The sequence below is a fragment of the Pseudomonas sp. MDT1-85 genome, from assembly GCF_054898065.1.
Map to the genome: position 1 here is coordinate 876074 of NZ_CM142715.1, position 25453 is coordinate 901526.

Consider the following 25453-nt stretch of genomic DNA (forward strand, 5'->3'; position numbering starts at 1 on the left):
TTTCTGACGTGCTATCAATTTGATGGCGTCAAAGCAGAGGGATTTTCAGTGTCGGCCGTTCTCTCACTGTTACAAAGCCGTCTCTTGCGGCCCGTGTTCGTTACCCTTGGTATCGCCCTTTTGGTGCAGGTGCTGGTAGCTGTCGCTCTGACCCGGAGCACAGTGACTGCGCTGGAAGCTGATTTGGGTATGCGGTTGGACGCCGACAGCCGAAAGCTCTCTGGTGAGCTTGAGCAGGCAGGGCGTGAAGTCACGTCGAGCCTGGATAACCTGTCCACCAGTACCCGTCAGCGCCTGACGGCCGGGCTGTCTTCGCGTCTGAAGGACGAGCAGGCGCAACTGCGTACGACGCTGGAGAAGGACCTGAAGGATTCGGCCAACGACATGGCGCAGCTTCTGGCCTCGGTCGCACCCCGCGCCATGTGGGACAGCGACATTCCCACCCTGTCCGAATTCGCTCGCCGTGCCCAGCGTAATCCCAATGTGTTGTTCGTGGTCTACGACGACGCCACGGGCCAGCATCTGACGCGCTACCTCAACCGGGAGAACCCGATCAACAAGGCGCTTCTGGAAAAAGGCCAGGGCGAGCGGGCGCTGGACAAGGTGCTGGATGCGGCGAAGAACGATCCGTCGGTCTACTACCTTGAAGCTTCGATCAACCCCAATGGGGTGGAGATCGGCAAGGTTTTGATGGGCGTCTCGACCGCTTCCGTGGAAACCGATCTGGCGGCGCTGGACAAGCGCTTCTCGGCGCTGATCGCCAGCAGCGATCAATTGGTGGGTGACAGCCTCAAGGGCGCGGCAGCTGACAGCGCAACGGCGATGCGCGGGCGTCTGCAATCGGCGCAGTCCACTGCCACTGAAATGAAAGCCAATACCACCAGTGCCGTGCAGGAAGCTGCCGGGACTTTGCGCTGGCGCATTGGCATGGGCCTGGCGCTGGTGGGTTTTGGTGTGCTGCTGTTGCTGGCGGTGGTGCTGGGCCGTCGAGTGGTCAATCGCTTGAAGCTGCTGATCGCCGCCATGGATGACCTGGCGGCAGGCGAGGGCGATCTGACCAAACGTGTGCAGATCAACAGCCAGGATGAGATTGGCGATATGGCTTCGGCGGTCAATCGCTTTGTGGATAAGTTGCAGCCGATCGTACGTGAGGCGGGCGATGTGGCCCAGCGTACCGGCGTGGAAATCGGCGCCATGACCCTGCGCAATGCCGGTGCGGATGCAGCGGCGGGCATGCAGCGCGATGAAGTGGCCGAAAGCTTGCGGGCGTTGTCGCAAATGGCTGACGAAGCCCAGTCTGAAAGCCACGCCATGCAGGCCGCTTTACAGCAGGTGGTGGGCATTCGTCAGGCCACGGATGAAAACACTCGGACCTCGGCGAAAGTCGGCAGCCTCATTGAGGCGTTGGCCGGACAGGTCGATACGGGGGCGAAAGTCATCGAGCGCCTGGCGCAGCAGAGTGAGCAGATTGAAGTGGTGCTGACGGTGATTCACGGGATCGCCGAACAAACCAACTTGCTGGCGTTGAACGCGGCCATTGAGGCGGCGCGTGCCGGCGAGACCGGTCGCGGGTTTGCCGTGGTGGCGGATGAGGTGCGGGCACTGGCGAGCAAGACTCAGAGTTCAACCGGCGACATTCAGGCCCACATCGTTGCGCTGCAGCAGGGCGCGCGCGAGGCTGTTGCAGCAATCGGGCAAGCTGGACGTCAGGCCAGCGAAGGTTTGCTGGTGTTGCGCGACAGTGCGCGGTTGCAGCAGTCGGTGCAGGCGTCGGTCGAGCAGGTGCATGCGGCGATCGGTCTGGCGACCCAGGCCGCGGCGCATCAGGCGCAAGGTGCACAGGCCGTGCGGGGGCGGGTTGAGACCATTCATGCGCAGGCTGAGAAGGCTGCTCAGGCGGTGGTGGAAACTACGGCGAGTGGCAAGGTGCTGGATGGCTTGGCGGCGCAGTTGAAGGCGAGCCTGGGGCAGTTCAGGGCTTGATGTTTTGTCAGGGCCGACGCCTTCGCGGGCAAGCCTCGCTCCTACAGGGATGGCGCAATCCTTGTAGGAGCGAGGCTTGCCCGCGAAGCTTTTCAACGGCCCAAATACATCCGGGTTGTTAACAAATAAACCGGCAACCCCGATACCAATATCAACAACGCCGCATAAGGCGCTGCCGCCGCAAACTCCACATTCGCGGTATGCGCCCAGACTTCCGTCGCCAACGTATTGAGCCCGGTCGGACTCAGCAGCAGCGTCGCTGTCAGCTCCTTCATCGCATCCAGAAACACCAGCGCAAAGGCTGCCCCCAAGGCGGGGAAGATAATCGGCAACGTCACCCGACAAAACGCGCTGAAGGATGAGGCCCCCAGCGTGCGTGCGGCCTCCTCCAGTTGTGGCGCTGCCTTGTTCAGTGCGGTGCGAATCGGTGCCTGGGCCAACGGCAGAAACAACAGCGCATAAGCGATCAGCAGCAGCGCCGAGGTCTGGTACAGCACCGGCACATAATGCAGGGCGAAATACACCAGGGTCAGCGCAATCACCAATCCCGGCAATGCATGCAGCAGATATGGCAGACGCTCGGCCCAGATTGCCAGTCGGCCTTTATGACGCACCACCAGTAATCCCACCGGCACCGCGAGCACCAGGCACAGCGCTGCGCCACCAAGCGACAGAGCCAAGGAAGACAACAGAGCCTCGCTGATAGCTACCACCGGGAATGCTGCCGACGAGCCAACCGCCAGCCAATAGGAAAGCATCCCCAACGGGATGCCACTGCCAATGATCGCCAATGCCAGGCAATAAAGTTGTCCGGCGCCAGACCAGTGCCCCAGGTGAACCTGTTGCGCATGTCGCGCCGCGCCTTGGCCGGTGCGCACATGTCGGCCCTTGCCACGCACGCGTAGCTCTAGCCACAGCAGCACCAGACACAGCGCCAACAGCACCGCCGAAAGCATTGCTGCGTTAGCGTTGCTGAACTCCAACTCGAACTGTTGGTAGATCGCTGTCGTGAAAGTCTGCAGGCCGATGATCGACAGCGCGCCGAACTCCACCAGCATGTGCAGCGCAATCAGCAGCGAACCGGCCAGCAGTGACGGCCAGAGCAGCGGCAGGGTGATTTTAAAGAACACACCCCAGCGATTCTGCCCCAGGGTTCGTGCGGACTCCTCCAGGGACGGATCGAGATTGCGCAGGGTTGCCGCCACCGGCAGAAAAATCAGCGGGTATTTGGACAGGGTCATCACCAGGATCGCCCCGCCCAGCCCTTCGAAGTGAGCGCTCAGGGAGACCCAGCTGAAGCTGCTGACAAACGCCGGCACCGCGAATGGCAGACACAGGATCACGCCCCATAGCCGTCGCCCCGGCAGATTGCTGCGTTCCAGCAACCAGGCGAGCGACAAGCCAATCACACCGCAGGCCAGCGTGACGCCCATCATCAGCGCCAGCGTATTACGCAGCAGGCCAAACACGTAGGGGCGCCACAACAGATGCAGCGCCTCAGCCCAGCCGGCCTGCCAGGTCTTGAGGCCGACATAAGCCAGTGGCAATAGACTGAGCACCACCAGCAGCAAAACCGGTAGCAACAACCAGATCGACGGACGCTTGCGCCGTGGCACGTAGCCCCCGCGCAAGGCGGGGGCAGATAACGATGCGCTCATCAGTTCAAGCCAACGTCACGTTCCAGGTCCAGGGCTTCTTCGGCATTGCCGAGATCGGCTGGCGTGACTTTTGGTGCTTGTAGTTCGCTCAACGGTTTGAGGCCGCGATCCGATTTCATGCCTTTGTGCAGCGGGTATTCGGCGGTGGTCTGGGTGATCACTCGCTGACCTTCTTCGCTCGCCATGTAGGCGAGGAACTGCTGGGCTTCTTTTGGATGCTTGCTGGATTTCAGTACGGCAGCGCTGGAAACGGTGATCAACCCGCCGACGTCGCCGCCGGTGAAGTAATGCAGTTTCGAATCGAGCTGGCCTTTTTCACGCTGCAAGGCGAACCAGTAGTAATTGTTCACCAGCACGGTGGCGACTTCACCGTTTTCCACAGCCTTCAGCGCGACCATGTTGTTGCTGTAGGTCTTGCCGAAAGCGCGCAGGCCGGTCAGCCATTCTTCAGCTGCATCCATGCCGTGCACTTTGATGATTGCTACGGCTTGTTCCTGAAATGCGCCGCTGGTGGGCACGAAGCCGACCTTGCCTTGCCATTTCGGATCGGAGAATTCCATTACCGACTTAGGCAAGTCTTTTTCATCGATCAATTTTGGATTGAACGCAACCACGCGGACTCGCGCAGTGATACCGATCCAGGTCCCGTTTCCGGCAACGTAGTCTTTTGGCAGAACGGCGAGGGTAGCGGCGTCGGTCTGGGCCAGCAGGCCTTGTTCGCCGAGTTTGTTCAGCGGTGGGGATTCTTCGGTGTAGATCACGTCGGCGGGGGAGCGATCGCCTTCTTCGACGATCTGGCTGGCGAGCTGGTTGCTGCTGCCCTTGCGCACATTGACGTGAATCCCGGTCTTGGTTTCGAAGGCTTTGGCGACAGCGTCGCCGACTTCCTTGTGTTGGCCGTTGTAGAGTGTCAGGGAAACCGGATCGGCGGCTTGGATGAGGGGAGTGGCAAGTGTCAGGCCGAGCAGAGTGATGGTCAGGCCGCGGCGCAGGGTATTTCGAAACATCATTCGCAGGGTTCCTCACTGTCGCATTGCAAAATCTTGTAACAATGATAAACGATATTGTTTCTCAAGTGCGTCTTGCGGGTCTGAGGAGTGTTTGCTAGAGGGGGTTGGAGCGGGCCTTTGTGGTGAGGGGGCTCGCCCCCGTTCGGCTGCGAAGCAGTCGCAAAATCTGATAATAAGGTGTGGCTGGAAGAATGAAGAGGGCCGCTTCGCGACCCAGCGGGGGCAAGCCCCCTCGCCACAGGGAAGTAATGGCTTGGGTTTTTCGAAAGCCAGAAACGCAAAAACCCGCTTTCGCGGGTTTCTGTGAAATTCAAGATCGTGACCTTGAATTTGAATTGGTGCCCAGAAGAAGACTCGAACTTCCACGACCTTGCGGTCACCAGCACCTGAAGCTGGCGTGTCTACCAATTTCACCATCTGGGCAGTATCGCAAGCGTTGCCGCTGTTGATGTGGCGCACTATACGGAGAGCATTTTGATCTGTAAACCCCTGATTTAGTTTTAATAAACCGGAAGCCTGAAATGCAAAAACCCGCTTTCGCGGGTTTTTGTGTGAGCCTTGAAATTGTTCTAATCTCAAGCTCGAAATTGGTGCCCAGAAGAAGACTCGAACTTCCACGACCTTGCGGTCACCAGCACCTGAAGCTGGCGTGTCTACCAATTTCACCATCTGGGCAGTATCGGCAGCGCGTGTGCGTCGTCGATGGCGCGCACTATACGGAGCGTCTTTTTAACTGTAAACCCCCGACATCGAAAAAACCTGGAAAATTTCTCCAGTGGTATTCAAATCAGCTTTGCGATGTCGATAAAGGGCTTTAGATGGGCTGTCATAGCCTGAAATTTCCCGTTTCATTACGCCTATGCCAAACTAACCCGCATATAGACAAGGTGAAAACTCTCTAATGGCCGATTGGCAGTCCCTCGATCCCGAGGCCGCTCGTGAAGCGGAAAAATATGAAAACCCTATTCCTAGCCGCGAACTGATCCTTCAGCACCTTGCTGATCGAGGTTCGCCTGCTAACCGCGAGCAGCTGGTCGAAGAGTTTGGTCTGACCACAGAAGACCAGATCGAAGCCCTGCGTCGCCGCCTGCGCGCCATGGAGCGCGACGCTCAACTCATCTATACCCGTCGTGGCACTTATGCGCCGGTGGACAAGCTCGACCTGATCCTGGGCCGCATCAGCGGTCACCGTGACGGCTTCGGCTTTCTGGTCCCGGATGACGGCAGTGACGACCTGTTTATGAGCCCGGGGCAAATGCGTCTGGTGTTCGATGGCGACCGTGCCCTGGCCCGTGTTTCCGGCCTCGACCGTCGCGGTCGCCGCGAAGGCATGATCGTCGAAGTGGTGTCCCGTGCCCACGAGACCATCGTCGGTCGTTACTTCGAAGAGGGCGGTATCGGTTTCGTCGTCGCGGACAATCCGAAGATCCAGCAAGAAGTGCTGGTGACTCCGGGCCGCAACGCCAACGCCCAGGTCGGTCAGTTCGTCGAAGTGAAGATCACCCACTGGCCGACGCCACGCTTCCAGCCGCAAGGCGACGTGGTCGAAGTCGTGGGTAACTACATGGCGCCGGGCATGGAAATCGATGTCGCCCTGCGCACCTACGATATTCCTCACGTCTGGCCTGAAGCGGTGCTCAAAGAAGCCGCCAAGCTCAAGCCGGAAGTCGAAGAGAAAGACAAAGAGAAGCGCATCGATCTGCGTCATCTGCCGTTCGTGACCATCGACGGCGAAGATGCCCGCGACTTCGATGACGCGGTCTACTGCGAGGCCAAACCGGGCAAGCTGCGCCTGTTCTCCGGTGGCTGGAAGTTGTATGTGGCGATCGCAGACGTTTCCAGCTACGTGAAAATCGGTTCGGCGCTGGATAACGAATCCCAGGTTCGTGGCAACTCGGTGTACTTCCCCGCGCGCGTCGTGCCGATGCTGCCAGAGCAGCTGTCCAACGGCCTGTGCTCGCTGAACCCGCACGTCGATCGCCTGGCCATGGTGTGCGAGATGACCATCTCCAAATCCGGCGAGATGACCGACTACTGCTTCTACGAAGCGGTGATTCACTCCCACGCTCGCCTGACCTACAACAAAGTCAGCGCCATGCTTGAGACGCCGAAAGCCACCGAAGCGCGTCAGCTTCGTGGTGAGTACACCGACGTCCTGCCGCACCTCAAGCAGCTGTATGCGCTGTACAAGGTTCTGCTGGCAGCCCGTCACGTGCGCGGCGCGATCGATTTCGAAACGCAGGAAACCCGGATCATCTTCGGTTCCGAGCGCAAGATTGCCGAAATCCGTCCGACCGTTCGCAACGACGCCCACAAGCTGATCGAGGAATGCATGCTGGCGGCCAACGTGGCCACTGCCGAATTCCTGAAAAAGCACGAAATCCCTGCGTTGTATCGCGTCCACGACGGCCCGCCACCGGAGCGTCTGGAAAAACTGCGCGCCTTCCTTGGCGAGCTCGGCCTGTCCCTGCACAAAGGCAAGGATGGTCCGTCGCCGAAGGATTACCAGGCTTTGCTGGCAAGCATCAAGGACCGTCCGGATTTCCACCTGATCCAGACCGTCATGCTGCGTTCGTTGAGCCAAGCGGTGTACAGCGCTGATAACCAGGGCCACTTCGGCCTGAATTACGAAGCCTATACGCACTTCACTTCGCCGATTCGCCGTTACCCGGACTTGCTCACGCACCGAGCGATCCGCAGCGTCATCCACTCGAAAATGGATACCCCGCACGTTCGCCGTGCCGGCGCGATGATCATTCCGAAAGCGCGCATCTATCCGTACGACGAAGCGATCCTGGAGCAGCTCGGCGAGCAGTGCTCGATGAGCGAGCGCCGTGCTGACGAAGCGACCCGCGACGTAGTGAACTGGCTCAAGTGCGAGTTCATGAAAGACCGCGTGGGCGAATCGTTCCCGGGTGTGATCACCGCTGTGACCGGTTTCGGCCTGTTCGTCGAACTGACCGACATTTACGTCGAGGGCCTGGTGCACGTCACTGCGCTGCCGGGTGATTACTACCACTTCGATCCTGTACACCACCGCCTCGCCGGTGAACGTACCGGTCGCAACTTCCGCCTTGGCGACACCGTTGAAGTGCGCGTGATGCGCGTCGACCTCGACGAGCGCAAGATCGACTTCGAGATGGCTGAAAAAACCATCAGCGCGCCAATCGGCCGCAAGAAGCGTGGGGCTGAAACCACCGCTCCAGCAGCTAAAACCGCTGCAGAGCCGGCACCGGCGAAAACCGGCCGTCGTCCTGCGAAGGAAAAGGCTGTCGAAGCCTATCGCCCGAGCGATGCCGCGGCAAAAAATGCCGAGTTGCGCAAAAGTCGTGAACTGAAACAGGCGTTGCTGTCTGAAGCGAAAAGCGGCGGTAAAGCGGCGTCTGGGGGAAAGACCGGGCGGTCGGCGCCTGAAAAGGCCTCCGGCGGCAAGCCAGCCAAACCAAGCAAACACCGTAAAGGCCCGCCAAAAGCGGGTTCCGCTCCAGCCGCCAGAAGCGGCGGGGCGCGTAAACCTAAGGCCAAGTCATGAGTCAGTTGGAAAAGATCTATGGCGTGCACGCTGTAGAAGCGTTGCTGCGTCACCACCCAAAACGCGTCAAGCAGATCTGGCTGGCTGAAGGCCGCAGTGATCCGCGGGTGCAGACGCTGATCGAGCTCGCTGCCGAAAATCGCGTAGCGGTCGGTCAGGCTGAGCGTCGTGAGCTGGATGCGTGGGTAGATGGCGTGCACCAGGGCGTGGTCGCGGACGTGAGTCCGAGTCAGGTCTGGGGCGAGGCGATGCTCGACGAATTGCTCGATCGCACTGAAGGCGCACCGCTGTTGCTGGTGCTCGACGGCGTGACCGATCCGCACAACCTCGGCGCTTGCCTGCGTTCGGCCGATGCGGCCGGCGCGCTGGCGGTGATCGTGCCAAAGGACAAGTCAGCCACCCTGACCCCGACGGTGCGTAAAGTCGCTTGCGGCGCGGCGGAAGTGATTCCTTTGGTGGCGGTGACCAACCTGGCGCGCACCCTGGAAAAACTCAAGCAGCGTGGCTTGTGGGTCGTCGGTACGGCGGGCGAGGCTGAGCAGGAACTGTATCAGCAAGACCTGACTGGCCCGACCATCCTGATCATGGGGGCTGAGGGCAGCGGAATGCGCCGCCTGACTCGCGATCTTTGCGACTATCTGGTGCGCTTGCCGATGGCGGGCAGTGTCAGCAGTCTCAACGTTTCCGTGGCGACTGGCGTGTGCCTGTTCGAGGCCCTGCGCCAGCGTGGCGTCAAAGCTGCCACCAAAAAGTCCTGACACGCCCCTGTAGGAGCTGTGTAGGAGCTATGTAGGAGCTGTCGAGTGAAACGAGGCTGCGATCTTTTGATCTTGAAAAATCAAAGTCAAAAGATCGCAGCCTCGTTTCACTCGACAGCTCCTACAGTCCAGCAGTCCTACAGGTGTTCGGATTTGAGTTCAGGTGATTGTTCAAATAATCACCAATTGCCTTGCGCCTGTTCTGTCCCTTCTCTACAATTGCGCCCCTTGCTGTGACGGCAGGCACGCATGTGTCTATCGCAAGCAAGTCCATAAGTGTCATTCACTCCTTGTCTGACCGCTTTTGAGCGGCAGGCTACAACCCGTAAGGAGCATTCATGCGTCATTACGAAATCATCTTTTTGGTCCACCCGGATCAAAGCGAGCAAGTCGGCGGCATGGTTGAGCGTTACACCAAGCTGATCGAAGAAGACGGCGGCAAAATCCACCGTCTGGAAGATTGGGGCCGTCGTCAACTGGCCTACGCAATCAACAATGTTCACAAGGCTCACTACGTGATGCTGAACGTTGAATGCACCGGCAAGGCCCTGGCCGAGCTGGAAGACAACTTCCGCTACAACGATGCAGTGATCCGTAACCTGGTCATCCGTCGCGAAGAAGCCGTTACCGGCCAATCCGAGATGCTCAAGGCTGAAGAAAACCGCAGTGAGCGCCGTGAGCGTCGCGACCGTCCTGAGCACTCCGACGCTGATAGCGTTGATGGTGATGACAGCGACGCCAGCGATAACGCTGACGAGTAATCCACGGACCTTTTGAGGAGCCTATTACATGGCACGTTTCTTCCGTCGTCGTAAATTCTGCCGCTTCACCGCTGAAGACGTGAAAGAGATCGATTACAAAGATCTCAACACTCTGAAAGCTTACGTATCCGAGACCGGCAAAATCGTTCCAAGCCGCATCACCGGTACCAAAGCTCGTTATCAGCGTCAGCTGGCCACCGCTATCAAGCGCGCCCGCTTCCTGGCCCTGCTGGCCTACACCGACAGCCACGGCCGCTGAGACCGGGCAGTCGACACGTAGCAAAGGATTGAATGCATGCGCGCCTTAGCTGAGTTCATCATGCGCGGCCGTATGCAGGCCACTCTGGTAGTGGCCGGATGCGCAGCGTTGCCGTTGTTGTATTGGTTGGGTGCTGCCGCAGGATGCCTTGTGCTCCTGCGGCGCGGATTGAAGGACGCCTTGGGCGTTCTTGCTCTGGGACTGCTGCCGGCATTGGGCTGGTGGCTTTACTCCGACGACCCACGGGCACTTCTGGTGCTGCTGGGGTCTTCGAGCCTTGCGTTGGTTTTGCGCGCAAGCGAGTCCTGGAACCGCGTGCTGCTGGTCAGCATAGCGATGGGATTGGTGTTTTCAGTGGTGCTGGGGGCGGCTTTTGCGCCCCAGATCGAGATGCTGGCGCAGGCTTTGATAAAAGTCATGCCGTCGCTACTCGGTGATGTCTACCAGCAATTGTCGGTAGACGAGCAAGCGCGTTTCGCGTCCCTGATTGCACCGGTCCTGACCGGCCTGATTGCGGCTTTGTTGCAAATCGTCAGTGTGCTGAGCCTGATTGTCGGGCGCTACTGGCAGGCGTTGTTGTACAACCCGGGTGGTTTTGGTCGCGAGTTTCGCGCCATCCGAATCCCGCTTTTACCGGCGATGTTGCTGCTGGTGTTGATGCTTCTGGGGCCTAACTTAGGCTCGCAGATGGCCATGTTGACACCGTTGTGCAGCGTACCGCTGGTGTTCGCCGGGCTGGCCCTGATTCACGGGCTGGTGGCGCAAAAGCGACTGGCCAAATTCTGGCTGGTGGGGTTGTACGTCACGCTGTTGCTGTTCATGCAGCTGATCTATCCGTTGCTGGTGGTCTTGGCCATCGTCGACAGCCTGATTGATTTTCGCGGTCGTTCGGCACCGAAAGATGCCGATAACGCGAACGGTGAAGGTTAAAAGTTAAGAGGATTTTCACATGCAACTGATCCTTCTGGAAAAAGTCACCAACCTGGGCAACCTGGGTGACAAAGTGAACGTTAAGGCTGGTTACGGTCGTAACTTCCTGCTGCCTTACGGCAAAGCTACCGCTGCGACCGCTGCCAACCTGGCTGCGTTCGAAGAGCGTCGCGCTGAGCTGGAAAAAGCCGCAGCAGACCGTAAAACTTCGGCTGAAAGCCGTGCCGCCCAACTGGCTGAGCTGGAAGTGACTATCACTGCCACCGCTGGTGACGAAGGCAAGCTGTTCGGTTCGATCGGCACCCACGACATCGCTGATGCACTGACCGCCTCTGGCGTTGAAGTTGCAAAAAGCGAAGTTCGTCTGCCGAACGGCACCATCCGCAACGTAGGCGAATTCGACGTAGCCGTGCACCTGCACGCCGAAGTTGAAGCCACCGTACGCGTTGTCGTGGTAGCAGCTTAAGCAGCACTTGTCGGCTGGCACCCTCGGGTGCTTGCCGGTAACATCGGGCACGATCCTGTTTACAGGTCGTGCCCTTTGTCTTTCTGCAGTTCCTGATTTTTCATAATCCCTGCTTTTCCTGATAAACCAAGTGGCCATGAACGATATCTCCGCTCCCGAGCAATATGATCTGCAAACCGCTGCCCTGAAGGTGCCGCCGCATTCCATCGAGGCCGAACAGGCCGTGCTCGGTGGTTTGATGCTGGACAACAACGCCTGGGAACGCGTGCTCGATCAGGTCTCCGACGGCGATTTCTATCGACATGACCACCGCCTGATCTTCCGGGCCATCGCCAAGTTGGCGGACCAGAACTCCCCGATCGACGTCGTGACCCTTGCCGAGCAATTGGACAAGGAAGGTCAGACCTCGCAAGTCGGTGGCCTCGGTTACCTCGGCGAGTTGGCGAAAAACACGCCGTCCGTCGCCAACATCAAGGCCTATGCGCAAATCGTTCGTGCACGGGCGACGTTGCGGCAGTTGATCGGCATCGCCACCGAAATTGCCGACAGCGCTTTCAACCCGGAAGGCCGCACGGCTGAAGAGATTCTCGACGAAGCTGAGCGGCAGATCTTCCAGATCGCCGAGGCCCGGCCAAAAACCGGCGGCCCGGTGAGCGTGAATGACTTGCTGACCAAGGCTATCGACCGCATCGACACCTTGTTCAACACCGACAACGCCATCACCGGCCTGTCCACCGGTTATACCGACCTCGACGAGAAGACCAGCGGCTTGCAGCCTTCCGACCTGATCATCGTCGCCGGTCGTCCGTCCATGGGTAAAACCACCTTTGCGATGAACCTGGTGGAAAACGCCGTGTTGCGCAGCGACAAGTGCGTACTGGTTTACTCGCTGGAGATGCCAGGCGAATCGCTGATCATGCGTATGCTTTCGTCCCTTGGGCGTATCGACCAGACCAAAGTCCGGGCCGGTCGCCTGGACGACGACGATTGGCCACGCCTGACCTCGGCGGTCAACCTGCTGAACGATCGCAAGCTGTTCATCGACGACACGGCCGGTATCAGTCCGTCGGAGATGCGCGCGCGGACCCGGCGTCTGGTGCGTGAACACGGCGACATCGCCCTGATCATGATCGACTACCTGCAGTTGATGCAGATTCCAGGTTCCGGCGGCGACAACCGGACCAACGAAATTTCCGAGATTTCCCGTTCCTTGAAAGCCCTCGCCAAGGAATTCAACTGCCCGGTAGTGGCGCTGTCCCAGCTCAACCGCTCCCTGGAACAACGACCGAACAAACGCCCGATCAACTCCGACTTGCGGGAATCCGGAGCGATCGAGCAGGATGCTGACGTGATCATGTTTGTTTATCGGGACGAGGTCTATCACCCGGAAACCGAGCACAAAGGCATCGCCGAGATCATCATCGGTAAACAGCGGAACGGCCCGATCGGCACGTCCCGGCTGGCGTTCATCGGCAAGTACACCCGCTTCGAAAATCTCGCGCCGGGTAGCTACAACTTCGACGACGAGTAAAGGCTGGCCAACAACCATTCGGCCAGCCTTACCGATGTTGGTGTAAACGCTTACTGCTGCGACGGTATTTGTTCTTCGGGCGGATTGCTGGCAACTGCGGCCTGCGCATACTCGGCCAGCTCTTGCCGAGTCAGCGTCTGGATCAACTCGGCTTCTGCAATGGCCAGCTGCGCCTGCTGGTCATTGGTTTGCGCCTTGTACTCGGTCTCTGATAGTTCCTGTGCTGCAAAACTGTCGCGCAAGACGTCAAGTCGTTCCTGCCAAGGCTGGCGTTGCGCTTCAAATTGCGGCCGATATTTGTTTGTCACGTAGTCCTGCCAAAACTCTCTCGAAACCAGTGCTTGAAACTCTTCGGGGGAATTGTCCAGCGCGACGACTTTTTCATAGGCGGCATCCAACATCGTTTGGCTCACCCCGACCATATGGGTGAAGGCCACTCGCGGAGGCTGCCCCGGCAACTGGAGCCGGTCCTTGAGTCCGTGGCGATAGGCCAGCCTGATCTCGACCTCTTCGTTCAGACGAGTGCGGTGGCTACTTTTCTCCGCTTCAGGTACAGCCGGATCGTTGATCACTGCTTCGCTGCGTTGAATGTCGGCCGATGCGATCTTGTCGACTTCATGCAATCGAAGCAGGCCTCTGGACAGGGTCGACAACTGCACGCCTTGCGATTGATCCATGGCTTGAGTACCGGCCCTGTAAACCATCACCGTTGTCTCAAGGTTACTGAAAGAGAACGCCGCACGGTCACAGCATTTCGGTTCACCTGCGCGATCAAAAATTTCGTTGCGCAGGCGCTCGGACTCCATATTGTTTTCGGTGATGGCGTCAATGACCTCCCAGACCCGACGTTGAAGGTCTGCCTGGCCGGCGCCGAGCGGTTCCAGTCGTTCAAGCAAGATAAAGAAAGCATCCGCGCCCTGCTGTTGGCGAAGCGCATGCCACTGAGTGCTTCTGAGAGCAATCTGGTCGGGATCAAATCCTGCCATCCATTGGCGAAACGGTGTTTCTACCTGAGCGGCTGGCAATAGTCGTCGCCCGCCATTTGCGGCGGTGACCACTAACCTGTTTGGTCTGCCTATTACGGTCAATCCCGCCTCCAGCAGTCGCACCGCATAATTGGCGACTCGCTGCATTGTCTCCACGGACAGGGGATTGCCGGACACATCGGTGAGGTGATTGACTCGCGACATTCGCGCACGATCATTGTCCGGCGGATCAATAACGGAATCCGGAATCGTCGTAATCATGTTATCGGCTAATTGTATGAGTTCCAGCGCAGGCTGCGCGCCCACACCAGTAGGCCAGGATTCGATACCCGTATTTCTCATGTTGATTACCCGCAGATCCGTCATCTGGCTGAAGTCTGGTGTTGACTCGATTGGATTGCCGGCGAGCGAAATCGCTCTCAGTGTCACTCGTTCGGACAATATTCGGGCCGTATCAGGTGTCAGGCGGATCTGATTGTTTTGTAGGGCCAAACGCGTGAGACCATTCATTTCACCGAGCGCGGGAGGTAATTCCCTGAGCTGATTGCTTGCCAAGTTGAGCCAGCGAAGATGCCTGTAGCGGGTCAAAAACCCTTCGGGGGATGCGCTCAGATTCATATTGTTCAAATTGAGCGAACCGACATGGCTGAAGTCCGCATCCAGGTCTGGCAGGTTTGGAAGGTTCAACCCCCCCAAATTGAGCTCCAGACCAATTGGCTCACCGTTGGCAGCTGAAATCTGCTGCGGTGTTTCCCGTCGCCAACAGCGCAGAATACGATCCCTGGCGGTGTATCGGTCATCTCGCGCAGCCGCGTTGATACCCACCTGATTGGACCGAACGTATTGATGGCGGGCGCCGCTGCCCCCTGAGAATGACCAGGAGTCCAACTGACTTTGCAGCGTAGTGAGTTCCTGTTCCAGCCGGGCCAGCTCAGTAGCCGCTCCTTCACCTAGCCCAGCGATAAATACATTGGCTTCCTCAATGCTTTTCGTCGGATAGAGGCGCTGAACCCTCTCCACGCTGGGAATTTCCTTGTCAGCGGCTTCAGCGGGCGAGTTCGTCATCAGATCCGGCACTTGATTGGAACGTCGCACGTTGATTTCAAATTGTTCCAGGTGACCGGGAGGAAAATCATTGCCGTCGAGCAGAGTGGCGGCATTGATCATGGCGATCACCGCGAGCTGATCCGCAGCGGGATTGAGGTGAGTTTGCGGCATTTCGCGCAATCGATTGAACCGCAAATCGATGGTTTGCAGGCTGGTCTGATAGTGCAATCCCGTCGGCCATTGGTCGATGCCGGTGCGATGCAGGTCGACGATTCTCAATCCGGACATGGCGCTGAAGTCAGGCGTCATTGCCAAGGGGTTGTCCGACAGATCGATGTTCTGGAGCTGGCTGAGGTGACTCAGCCTGGCGGAATTTTGAGCATCGAGGGTGAGGTGGCTTGAATGCAGATCCAGAGAGACCAGTTGGCTCATTTCGCCGACCGCAGCGGGTAAACTTTCGAGCGTCGAATTGGCAATCGTCAGACGTTCCAGGCGAGAAAAATTCGCAAGAAATGTATCGGCTGTCTCGGACCAGATGACGGACCCTAGATCAAGGTTGCGAACATGGCTGAAATCCGCAGTGAGTGCCGGTAGCGTTCCGCCGCCAGCTGGCAGTTTGAGTACTGTTCCGGTTTCCCGGCGCCAACAGCGTCTGATTTCCAGCGCGACGAGCTGCGCCCATGCTCCTTCGGGTCCTGTCGCAGTTGAGGCGGATGCCTGCGTATTTGCTTGAGCCCAATCCTTCAGCGATCGCTTGAGCGTCGCGTATTGGTTTTCATGGCGAGTCAGACCGTCCTCTCCCAATGAGCGGATAAATGCGGTGATCTGCTCTTCGCCAAAGGATGGAAACAGTTTACGAACGCGTGCCTGTGGATTACGCAAGAGTCGATTGGCTGCCGCGGTTGCCCGCTCGGCTAGTTGCCGGTGAAAGGACCAGTCATGTCCTGCCCGCCGCATGCCTCCCGCCGCACCGACGAGGGTAATGACCCAGAGGTTAGCCGCATTGCGGGTAATGGCCCGCGTTTCGCCGACCCGGCTACTGTTGTAAAGGTTGCCACTATCGATAGCGACCGGATCCTTTGGCTTGACGATGCGCCAAACCTTGCGTTCCGGCGATGAGGCGTCGCTATCCAGCATGACCTGATAGGCGGCGTTGTCGATATTGACGTATTTGCGCGCGCCCACTTCATGGATGCCATCGCCATCAGCATTGGGTGGCAACCGCGTATTAATTGCCCGAAAACCGTTGAGGCTTTGTCTTGAGAGAGGTAACTCACGCGAGGGAATCAGGAATGCTTGCAAGAAATCATAATGGGCTTTCGCCTGCTTGAGCACATCTTGGGTAAGGCCGCCTGTATCGCCACGCTCAAGACCCAAGGCTTTGCGTTGGCTGTCGGTAAGGGTGCGCAACATCACGCTGATCAGATTGTTTTCGCCTGCGGTGGAAGGTTGCAAATCGCCGTTGCCCTGAGGATACCCTGCATAGCGATTGCCTGATTTGACCAGCATGACGAAGGTGTCGGCGGTTTCGCTTCCGTAGCTGTCCAGCAAGGGACCGCGGTCGGTAATGCGGCCTCCAGCATCAATATTGCCTTGATAGACCATGACTGCGACGTCGCTTTGCCAGCCCGGCAGTAGCGTCAACAGATTGCAGAACAAGGCTTCGCTTTGCGCATTGAACCCGCGGCCGCTCGAGTCTGATAAAGCGCCCAGCGCCTCAATGATCGTGCTCTGCTCCAGACTTTTGTGAATAGCTTCGCGTATGGGAAGATCCAGCGCGGAGTATTCACTGACGTTACGTAATGAAGTGTGCCGCTGAAGCAGGTCAGCGGCCATGGCGCGTGAAAGATACGGGAAGCGGCGGCGCACTAGGCCAATGGCCTGTTCATTGTGGGAGGACTTTTCGATTCTGGTGGTCGGTGCAAACCGAAAAGCGTTGCTTGTTGCGGTCAGATGTTGGCGCAGTCGATCACTTCGTAACGCCTCATAAACAGCGTTTTGGTGAGCGTCGAGGTGCAGAGCCAGCTTTGTCCTGAGCGCAAGCAAGCGATTCGCCCAACGTTCTTCGCGGTTTGGTCCTGTCTTGCCCAACGAGCTCTCCAGGTTGTTCCGTTCATGTTCGAACAACACCTGATGCATCAGCGAGGCCACCGGTGAATCGGATGCAGGCGTGCGGTAATGATCGCTGCCGTCCTGCCGCAGCTCTATCGGTAGGTGTGGCAGTTCGTTGGCGGCCAGCAACGGGACATGGCTGGACAGCAACCCCGTTCCATCGGAGTTGTACAGTTTGATTGTGCAGCGGCCGAGGTCTGCCAGCAGCGCGGGCAATACCCGGTCGGCGATGTCAGGCATTGCGCTTTCGCTGCGCGAGAGCGCCGTTTGCAATTGGCTGAGGCCTTCACGCAGGTATTGATTCTCAAGGGCCTGGGTCAGTGACGGCGGAATGGGCCGGTGATTGAGCCAGACATCCAGTAGCCCCTGACGGTCGAGACCGGCTACATTCAGCGCGCGTTGGCAGGCAGTCGGGCTCAGCGATAACTGGCTGGGTGAAATCATGTGCTGAAGCAGCTGGGCGTCATTCAGAGCACGGGTGTCGACAGGATCCAGTGTCCAGCGATTATGTTTTTGTGAATACGTGACGAAGGGCTGAATGCTTGAGGAGGTGTCAGTCAATCGATAACGTCCGGTGCCGCTTTCCAGCGTGACTTTGACAAACTTGCTTTGTCCGCTAACGTGCAGCTGGATATAGAGTTGGTGGTCTTTTTCAAACAGGCCCTGACTGTTCTGTTCAACCCCATCCAGCACGTGCGGATCGACTCCAGCATAAGCATCGATGTACCAGAGCTTCGGTTTGCCGTCGGCGCCGATCGCATAATTTGGGTTGCCCAATGCCTCCATCAATTTTCGCGTACGACGTGCCGACAGTTTGCTTGCTGCACCCTGCAACCGCAGGCCTACCAGCAAATCCAGAATGTCCCCCGCAGCTTGCACCAATTCTGCCTGTTGGCCCCGACGCAAAGCCGAAATGGCTTCGGTGGTCTGATAGACGAGGGTGCCCAGCATCGCGACCAACATCACTTTGCTCAGGCCTGTCACGCCACCGGGGACAGGGATTAGGAGCATCGATAACGTTTCACTCACCAGGTAGGTGAGCAAGGCGACCGCGGCGTCACGGTCGGCGAGCTTATTGGTGCGTGCCAGTCGTACAAGATCCGATTGTATGGGCCATGACTGATGGATGGGTAAGGTCTGGGCCAGACTGCGGAAGTCCTCGCCGTACTTTTCGACGGTCAGTTTTTGTCGGTTAGGGGTCTTGCTGGCGAACAGGTCATAGAGGATTCGGGCATGCCAGTAGAGCTTGTCCCTGTTGACGCTGAGCGGTTTGATAAAGGTCCTGATCTTTTCCTGGTTGTTCAGGGAAATGGCCTTCATGAACCAACTGAACTGCTTGAGCCCTACGTCGTTGCGAATCTGGCTCTGCAGAGAATCCACTGCCTCCTGATGCGAAGAATGCCTGCGCAGGGCGCCATTGGGTCGATCCGGAAAATAACTGAAAACCCGCGGCCCGTCCGGGGTGTCAAAACGCCGGGTAAAAAACGGCATGGCGATTTTGTCGCCGCCGGCATCCAGTTGGTAGAGATCCCAGTGAATACTGTTGTCGAACAGCCAATCCTTGAAATTGTTGAACTCCTGCGTGCCGATACTCCAGGACTCATTCGTGCGATAGGCATCGTAGAGGGCGATCATCAGTTTTGTGCTTTGCAGACCGAACAGCGAAGTCAAAAGGCGTTTGTTGAACTCTTGCTCGATGAAATCATTGATCTGCTTGCCGGTATCGACGCTACGGGCAACGGCTACGAAATCTTTCACGCTTATGGCATTACCGCTGATGTGACTGGCGCGCTGTTCTTCAGTGGAAAAATACGCCGTGAAACCGAAATTCCGGTACGCCGCTTCCAATAGGGTGAGCGAGCGTTCGTACTCGCGCACACTGAGATCTTCCTTGTAGATGCGCCCCTTGTCGCTGAGCTGGTCGTTGGCAGGAAGATCGCTCAGTGAAATGGGCAATTGCCTGACGCGGGTTTTAAGGTAAGTGGTGCGTGCGTTGATCGGCTGGCCAGCTTTCGCCTTCAACGCGTTTTCCAGCGCATTGACCAGTTGCAGGTTAAGGTCTTTGTAAAAATCGTTGAGGGTATCGTTTAGAGATTTCTCATGCTTGATGTGTTCTTTACAAAAACGCAGATATTCCTTTTGGTCATCCGGGTCAAGTTTGCCCATAAAGGCCGTCAGGTTTTCCTGCATGATCTGCAAGACCTGGATTTCGGACCAGCGTTCGCTGGTCAGTAAAACCGGTTGTTCAGCCTCGGGGGCCGCAACGGGGGAGTTCGTCATAATTTGTGTACTCGATGCGCTGGTCAAAGATCGAGCGACGTTACGGCGAACAGGGCCTTGAGGTGCGGTACATATGTATAGGTAGGCGCGGAGAGAAACCGACCGCCGTTGTCGGAATTGGTTAAATTTTGTGCTATATTCCGCGCCCGCGATTTTTCATCTCAACACCGGTCATCGTCATGCAAACAGCCAAGCCGTTATTTGACTATCCCAAGTACTGGGCCGAATGTTTCGGTCCAGCGCCATTCCTGCCGATGAGCAGGGAGGAGATGGATCAGCTTGGCTGGGATTCCTGCGACATCATCATCGTCACCGGTGATGCCTACGTCGACCACCCGTCGTTCGGCATGGCGATCATCGGCCGACTGCTGGAGGCCCAGGGCTTTCGCGTCGGCATCATCGCGCAGCCTGACTGGCAGTCCAAAGACGACTTCATGAAGCTCGGCGAGCCGAACCTGTTCTTCGGCGTCGCGGCCGGCAACATGGACTCGATGATCAACCGCTACACCGCCGACAAGAAAATCCGTTCCGACGACGCCTACACCCCCGGTGGCCTGGCGGGCAAACGTCCGGACCGCGCGAGCCTGGTTTACAGCCAGCGCTGCAAGGAAGCCTACAAAAACGTGCCGATTGTGCTCGGTGGCATCGAAGCCTCCCTGCGCCGCATCGCTCACTACGATTACTGGCAGGACCGGGTGCGCAACTCGATCCTGATTGACGCCTGCGCCGACATCCTGCTCTACGGCAACGCCGAGCGTGCGATCGTCGAAGTCGCTCAGCGTCTGTCCTACGGTCACAAGATCGAAGACATCACCGACGTGCGTGGCACCGCGTTCATTCGTCGTGACACGCCGAAAGACTGGTACGAAGTCGATTCCACGCGCATCGACCGTCCGGGCAAGGTCGACAAGATCATTAACCCGTACGTCAATACCCAAGACACTCAGGCCTGTGCCATCGAGCAGGAAAAGGGTCCGGTTGAAGATCCAAGCGAAGCCAAGGTTGTACAGATCCTGGCCAGCCCTAAGATGACTCGCGACAAGACCGTGATTCGTCTGCCATCGGTAGAAAAAGTCCGTGGCGACTCGGTGCTCTACGCCCACGCCAACCGCGTGCTGCACCTGGAAACCAACCCGGGCAACGCCCGTGCGCTGGTGCAGAAGCATGGTGAAGTCGACGTCTGGTTCAACCCGCCGCCGATTCCGATGACTACCGAAGAAATGGACTACGTGTTCGGCATGCCTTACGCACGGGTTCCGCACCCGGCGTACGGCAAGGAAAAGATCCCGGCCTACGACATGATTCGCTTCTCGGTGAACATCATGCGCGGCTGCTTCGGCGGCTGTACGTTCTGCTCGATCACCGAGCACGAAGGCCGGATCATCCAGAACCGTTCCGAAGAGTCGATCATTCGCGAGATCGAAGAGATTCGCGACAAGGTCCCAGGCTTTACCGGTGTCATTTCCGACCTCGGTGGCCCGACCGCGAACATGTACCGCATCGCCTGCAAGACGCCGGAAATCGAGTCTGCGTGCCGCAAACCTTCGTGCGTGTTCCCCGGTATTTGCCCGAACCTGAACACCGATCACTCGTCGCTGATCCAGCTCTATCGCAGCGCCCGTGCCTTGCCGGGTGTAAAGAAGATCCTGATCGCGTCCGGCCTGCGTTATGACCTCGCGGTCGAGTCGCCGGAATACGTCAAGGAGCTGGTGACCCACCACGTCGGTGGTTACCTGAAGATCGCCCCGGAACACACCGAGGAAGGTCCGCTCAACCAGATGATGAAACCGGGCATCGGCAGCTATGACAAGTTCAAGCGCATGTTCGAGAAGTACACCAAGGAAGCCGGGAAAGAGCAGTACCTGATTCCGTACTTCATCGCCGCTCACCCGGGCACCACCGACGAAGACATGATGAACCTGGCCCTGTGGCTCAAGGGCAACGGTTTCCGTGCCGACCAGGTGCAGGCGTTCTACCCATCGCCGATGGCCACCGCCACCGCGATGTACCACTCGGGCAAGAACCCGCTGCGCAAGGTCACTTACAAGAGTGACGGCGTGACCATCGTCAAGAGCGAGGAGCAGCGTCGTCTGCACAAGGCGTTCTTGCGTTATCACGACCCCAAAGGCTGGCCGATGCTGCGTGAAGCGCTGACCCGCATGGGCCGCGCCGACCTGATCGGGCCGGGCAAGAACCAGTTGATCCCGCTGCATCAACCGGCGACCGACAGCTACCAGAGCGCCCGTCGCAAGAACTCGACACCGGCCGGCAGCCACAAAGTGGCAGGGGAAAAGACCACCAAGATCCTGACCCAGCACACTGGCTTGCCACCGCGTGCCAGCGATGGCGGTAACCCGTGGGACAAGCGTGAACAGGCCAAGGCTGCGGCATTCGCCCGCAACCAGCAGGCGGCCAAGGAACGCAAGGACGCGGCCAAAGGCAAAGGGCCGAAGCCTGCGCGTAAGCCGGTAGTGCCGCGCTAAACATCGCTTGAGCTGAACAGAACGCCAACCTTAGGGTTGGCGTTTTGCGTTGTGCCTGAAGATCAAAAGATCGCAGCCTTCGGCAGCTCCTACATTGGCATGACGAGCACCCGTAGGAGCTGCCGAAGGCTGCGATCTTTTGATCTTCGCCACATTTGCGTGCAACGGCGTCAAACCAATTTCCCGCATCGCCCGATTTTGGTGCTGTACTGCCCTGAGCAAATCTGTGAAAGCGCCAGGCTGCTGGATGGCATAAGTCTTGCGCGCTTTCGATAACGCTTAAGGCTCGCAGGAGGCACGCCGTGTCGATTCATGTCGCATTGCATCACGTCACGCATTATCGCTACGACCGCGCCGTCGAGCTCGGTCCGCAGATCGTTCGCCTGCGCCCGGCTGCCCATAGCCGCACGCGGATACTGTCCTATGCGCTGAAAGTCTCGCCCGAGCAGCATTTCATCAACTGGCAGCAGGATCCCCAGGGCAATTACCTGGCGCGGTTGGTGTTCCCGGAGAAAACCGATGAGCTGCGGATCGAGGTCGACTTGCTGGCGGAGATGGCGGTCTTCAATCCGTTCGACTTCTTCCTCGAGCCCTACGCCGAAAAGATCCCTTTCGCCTACGCTGCGGATGAGCGCAAAGAGCTGGCGCCGTACCTGGAAACCTTGCCTCTCACGCCGACATTCAAGGCCTATCTGGAGGGCATCGATCGCACGCCGCTACCGAGCGTGGATTTTCTGGTCGCGCTCAACCAGCGCCTCAGTGAAGACATCGGTTACCTGATCCGCATGGAGCCAGGCGTACAGACCCCGGAACACACCCTCGAGCATGCCTCCGGTTCCTGCCGCGACTCGGCGTGGTTGCTGGTGCAATTGCTGCGCAACCTCGGCCTGGCGGCGCGTTTCGTGTCCGGTTACCTGATTCAGTTGACCGCCGACGTCAAAAGCCTCGACGGCCCCTCGGGCACCGAAGTGGACTTCACTGACCTGCACGCCTGGTGCGAGGTCTATTTACCCGGGGCCGGCTGGATCGGTCTGGACGCGACTTCAGGACTGTTTGCCGGTGAAGGACACATTCCGTTGGCGTGTAGTCCCGATCCGTCCTCTGCGGCACCGATCAGTGGCTTGGTGGAACCGTGCGAGGGCGAATTTACCCACGAGATGTCGGTCGAGCGGATTTTGGAAGCTCCCCGGGTAACAAAACCCTACACCGAAGAGCAATGGCTGGCGATTCAGACATTGGGCCGGCAGATTGATGCCGACCTGCTCGAAGGCGACGTGCGCCTGACCATGGGCGGCGAGCCGACGTTCGTTTCCATCAATGACCCGGACGGCGCCGAGTGGAATACCGCAGCCCTCGGGCCAGACAAGCGTCGGCTGTCGGCCGAACTGTTCCATCGCCTGCGCAAGCATTACGCGCCCAAGGGGCTGGTGCATTTCGGTCAGGGCAAGTGGTACCCCGGCGAGCAACTTCCGCGCTGGTCGCTGAACTGCTACTGGCGCCGTGACGGCGTACCGATCTGGCACAACAGTGCGCTGATCGCCGACGAGCAGGAAGACTATGGCGCCGATGGCGAGTTGGCCGGGCGTTTTCTGGCGAGTGTCGCCGAGCGCTTGAAAATTCCGACACGCTTTGTGTTCCCGGCCTACGAAGACAATTTCTATTACCTCTGGCGCGAAGGCGCTTTGCCGCAGAACGTCAGCGCCGAAGACTCACGGCTGGAAGAACCTTTGGAGCGGGCGCGCCTGCGCAAAGTCTTCAGTCAGGGCCTGGACAAGGTGATCGGTCAGGTCCTGCCGCTGGCGCGCACCGCCAAGGGCGATCAGTGGCAGAGCGGTCGGTGGTATCTGCGGGAAGAACATTGCCGATTGGTGCCGGGGGATTCGCCGCTGGGGTATCGCTTGCCACTCGGTTCGCAGCCCTGGGTGAAGGCCGCGGAGTATCCGTTCATTCATCCTGTCGACCCGAATCAGGATTTCCCTGAGTTGCCGGGCACCGACCAGCTACAGAATCACGCTCAACCGAAAACCACCGACGAACGTGCGCCCAAGATCGACGAGTCCGCCGACTGGCTGACCCGCACCGCGTTCTGCGCCGAAGCGCGAGAAGGCCGGTTGTACCTGTTCATGCCGCCACTGGAGCGGGTCGAGGACTATCTGGAACTGGTCGCCGCCATCGAAGCCACCGCCGAGGAATTGCATTGCCCGGTGTTGCTGGAAGGCTATGAACCACCGAGCGATCCGCGCCTGAGCAACTTCCGTATTACTCCGGATCCGGGGGTGATCGAGGTCAATGTCCAGCCGTCCGCCACTTGGGATGAGTTGGTGGAGCGCACCGAGTTTCTTTATGAAGAGGCGCGCCAGACTCGACTGACCACCGAGAAGTTCATGATCGACGGCCGGCACACCGGCACCGGCGGCGGCAACCATTTCGTATTGGGTGGCGCGACCCCGGCTGACTCACCGTTTCTGCGCCGTCCCGATCTGCTGCGCAGTCTGATCAGTTACTGGCACAACCATCCGTCCTTGTCCTACCTGTTTTCCGGATTGTTCATCGGCCCGACGTCCCAAGCGCCACGGGTGGACGAAGCGCGCAACGATTCGCTGTATGAGCTGGAAATCGCCTTCGCACAAATGCCGAAGTCGGGCGAAGAATGCCCGCCATGGCTGGTGGATCGACTGCTGCGCAATCTACTGATCGACGTGACCGGCAACACCCACCGCGCCGAGTTCTGTATCGACAAACTGTATTCGCCGGACGGCGCCACCGGACGCCTCGGGTTACTGGAACTGCGAGCCTTTGAAATGCCGCCCCATGCGCGCATGAGCCTGGCTCAGCAATTGTTGTTGCGGGCGTTGGTGGCGCGGTTCTGGCGCGAGCCTTATGCACCGCCGAAACTGGCGCGCTGGGGCACAGAGCTGCACGACCGGTTCCTGCTGCCGCACTTTATCGAGCAGGATTTCGCTGATGTGATCGTCGACCTCAATGCCGCCGGTTATCCCGTGCGGGCCGAGTGGTTCGCCGCGCATTTGGAATTCCGTTTTCCCAAGGTCGGTGACTACGCCATCAGCGGCATCGAACTGGAATTGCGTCAGGCGCTGGAGCCTTGGCATGTACTCGGCGAAGAGGGCGCGGCGGGTGGCACGGTGCGTTACGTGGATTCGTCGCTGGAGCGTTTGCAGGTCAAGCTCAGCGGCCTGCCGCCCCAGCGTTATCTGCTGACCTGCAACGGCATCCCGGTGCCGTTGCAACCCACGGGGCGGGTTGGCGAGTTCGTCGCCGGCGTACGCTTTCGCGCCTGGCAACCGGCTAACTGCCTGCAACCGACCATCCCGGTCCACGCGCCGCTGGTGTTCGACGTGCTCGACACCTGGATGGGGCGTTCGCTGGGCGGTTGTCAGTACCACGTCGCCCACCCGGGCGGGCGCAACTACGACAGCCTGCCGGTGAACGCCAATGAAGCCGAGAGCCGGCGGATGGCGCGTTTCTTCCGTATCGGACACACGCCAGGGAAACTTCCTATACCGAATCTGGAAATGAACGACGAGCTACCGATGACTCTCGATTTGCGACGTTTCTAAACCCTACGCGACGCTCGGATTTTTCGTCTATCCGGGCGTCATGAGCCTGCGTTAGTCTGACCGTTCTTTGCTGTCTGCC

The 25453-nt window shown here is 58.7% G+C and carries 13 protein-coding genes and 2 tRNA genes; 10 read left to right on the forward strand and 5 right to left on the reverse strand.

What is annotated here, in order from left to right; genetic code table 11:
* Positions 1–48: 48 nt before the first annotated feature.
* The gene (locus ACYZT2_RS03970; protein ID WP_461970312.1) at positions 49–1983 is read left to right on the forward strand and encodes a methyl-accepting chemotaxis protein; all 1935 of its coding nucleotides are present in this window, start codon (positions 49–51) and stop codon (positions 1981–1983) included.
* 92 nt (positions 1984–2075) lie between these two features.
* Here ACYZT2_RS03970 and ACYZT2_RS03975 read toward each other — a convergent pair whose 3' ends face one another.
* The 4 genes from ACYZT2_RS03975 to ACYZT2_RS03990 form a co-directional block, all read right to left on the reverse strand.
* Complete coding sequence (locus tag ACYZT2_RS03975; protein WP_461970314.1) at positions 2076–3641, reverse strand: ABC transporter permease; 1566 nt, start codon at positions 3639–3641, stop codon at positions 2076–2078.
* The gene (locus tag ACYZT2_RS03980; RefSeq protein ID WP_461970316.1) at positions 3641–4651 is read right to left on the reverse strand and encodes an iron ABC transporter substrate-binding protein; all 1011 of its coding nucleotides are present in this window, start codon (positions 4649–4651) and stop codon (positions 3641–3643) included. Before ACYZT2_RS03980 ends, ACYZT2_RS03975 begins: the two co-directional genes overlap by 1 nt.
* A 336-nt stretch (positions 4652–4987) precedes the next feature.
* Positions 4988–5074 (reverse strand) — tRNA-Leu (locus ACYZT2_RS03985).
* A gap of 165 nt (positions 5075–5239) precedes the next feature.
* Positions 5240–5326 (reverse strand) — tRNA-Leu (locus tag ACYZT2_RS03990).
* 226 nt (positions 5327–5552) lie between these two features.
* On the opposite strand from ACYZT2_RS03990, the gene rnr reads away from it, so the two are divergent.
* The 7 genes from rnr (at position 5553) to dnaB (ending at position 12888) form a co-directional block, all read left to right on the forward strand.
* A complete protein-coding gene (rnr, locus tag ACYZT2_RS03995; protein WP_461970318.1) occupies positions 5553–8183 on the forward strand; it encodes a ribonuclease R in 2631 nt (876 codons plus the stop codon).
* Positions 8180–8941, forward strand: a complete 762-nt coding sequence (rlmB, locus tag ACYZT2_RS04000) for a 23S rRNA (guanosine(2251)-2'-O)-methyltransferase RlmB (protein ID WP_461970320.1) — start codon at positions 8180–8182, stop codon at positions 8939–8941. The genes rnr and rlmB overlap by 4 nt, the downstream gene beginning before the upstream one ends.
* A 338-nt stretch (positions 8942–9279) precedes the next feature.
* Positions 9280–9702 carry a 30S ribosomal protein S6 gene (rpsF, locus tag ACYZT2_RS04005; RefSeq protein ID WP_095052890.1) on the forward strand — a complete coding sequence of 141 codons (423 nt, stop codon included), beginning with the start codon at positions 9280–9282 and terminating at the stop codon, positions 9700–9702.
* A 28-nt stretch (positions 9703–9730) separates the two neighbouring features.
* Positions 9731–9961 carry a 30S ribosomal protein S18 gene (gene rpsR, locus ACYZT2_RS04010; protein WP_002551829.1) on the forward strand — a complete coding sequence of 77 codons (231 nt, stop codon included), beginning with the start codon at positions 9731–9733 and terminating at the stop codon, positions 9959–9961.
* Positions 9962–9997: 36 nt separating this feature from the next.
* Positions 9998–10891 carry a hypothetical protein gene (locus ACYZT2_RS04015; protein ID WP_461970323.1) on the forward strand — a complete coding sequence of 298 codons (894 nt, stop codon included), beginning with the start codon at positions 9998–10000 and terminating at the stop codon, positions 10889–10891.
* A 19-nt stretch (positions 10892–10910) separates the two neighbouring features.
* Positions 10911–11357, forward strand: a complete 447-nt coding sequence (gene rplI / locus ACYZT2_RS04020) for a 50S ribosomal protein L9 (protein ID WP_461970325.1) — start codon at positions 10911–10913, stop codon at positions 11355–11357.
* Between the two features lie 136 nt (positions 11358–11493).
* Complete coding sequence (gene dnaB / locus ACYZT2_RS04025; protein ID WP_007902695.1) at positions 11494–12888, forward strand: replicative DNA helicase; 1395 nt, start codon at positions 11494–11496, stop codon at positions 12886–12888.
* Between the two features lie 50 nt (positions 12889–12938).
* Here dnaB and ACYZT2_RS04030 read toward each other — a convergent pair whose 3' ends face one another.
* Entirely contained in the window at positions 12939–19313 is a 6375-nt protein-coding gene (locus ACYZT2_RS04030) for an NEL-type E3 ubiquitin ligase domain-containing protein (protein ID WP_461970327.1), read from the reverse strand.
* Between the two features lie 179 nt (positions 19314–19492).
* Here ACYZT2_RS04030 and ACYZT2_RS04035 point away from each other — a divergent pair, with 179 nt between their 5' ends.
* Positions 19493–21796 carry a YgiQ family radical SAM protein gene (locus ACYZT2_RS04035; protein ID WP_461970329.1) on the forward strand — a complete coding sequence of 768 codons (2304 nt, stop codon included), beginning with the start codon at positions 19493–19495 and terminating at the stop codon, positions 21794–21796.
* A gap of 302 nt (positions 21797–22098) precedes the next feature.
* Positions 22099–25374 (forward strand): transglutaminase family protein, encoded by a 3276-nt coding sequence (locus tag ACYZT2_RS04040; protein ID WP_461970331.1) that lies wholly within the window; start codon positions 22099–22101, stop codon positions 25372–25374.
* Positions 25375–25453: the final 79 nt, after the last annotated feature.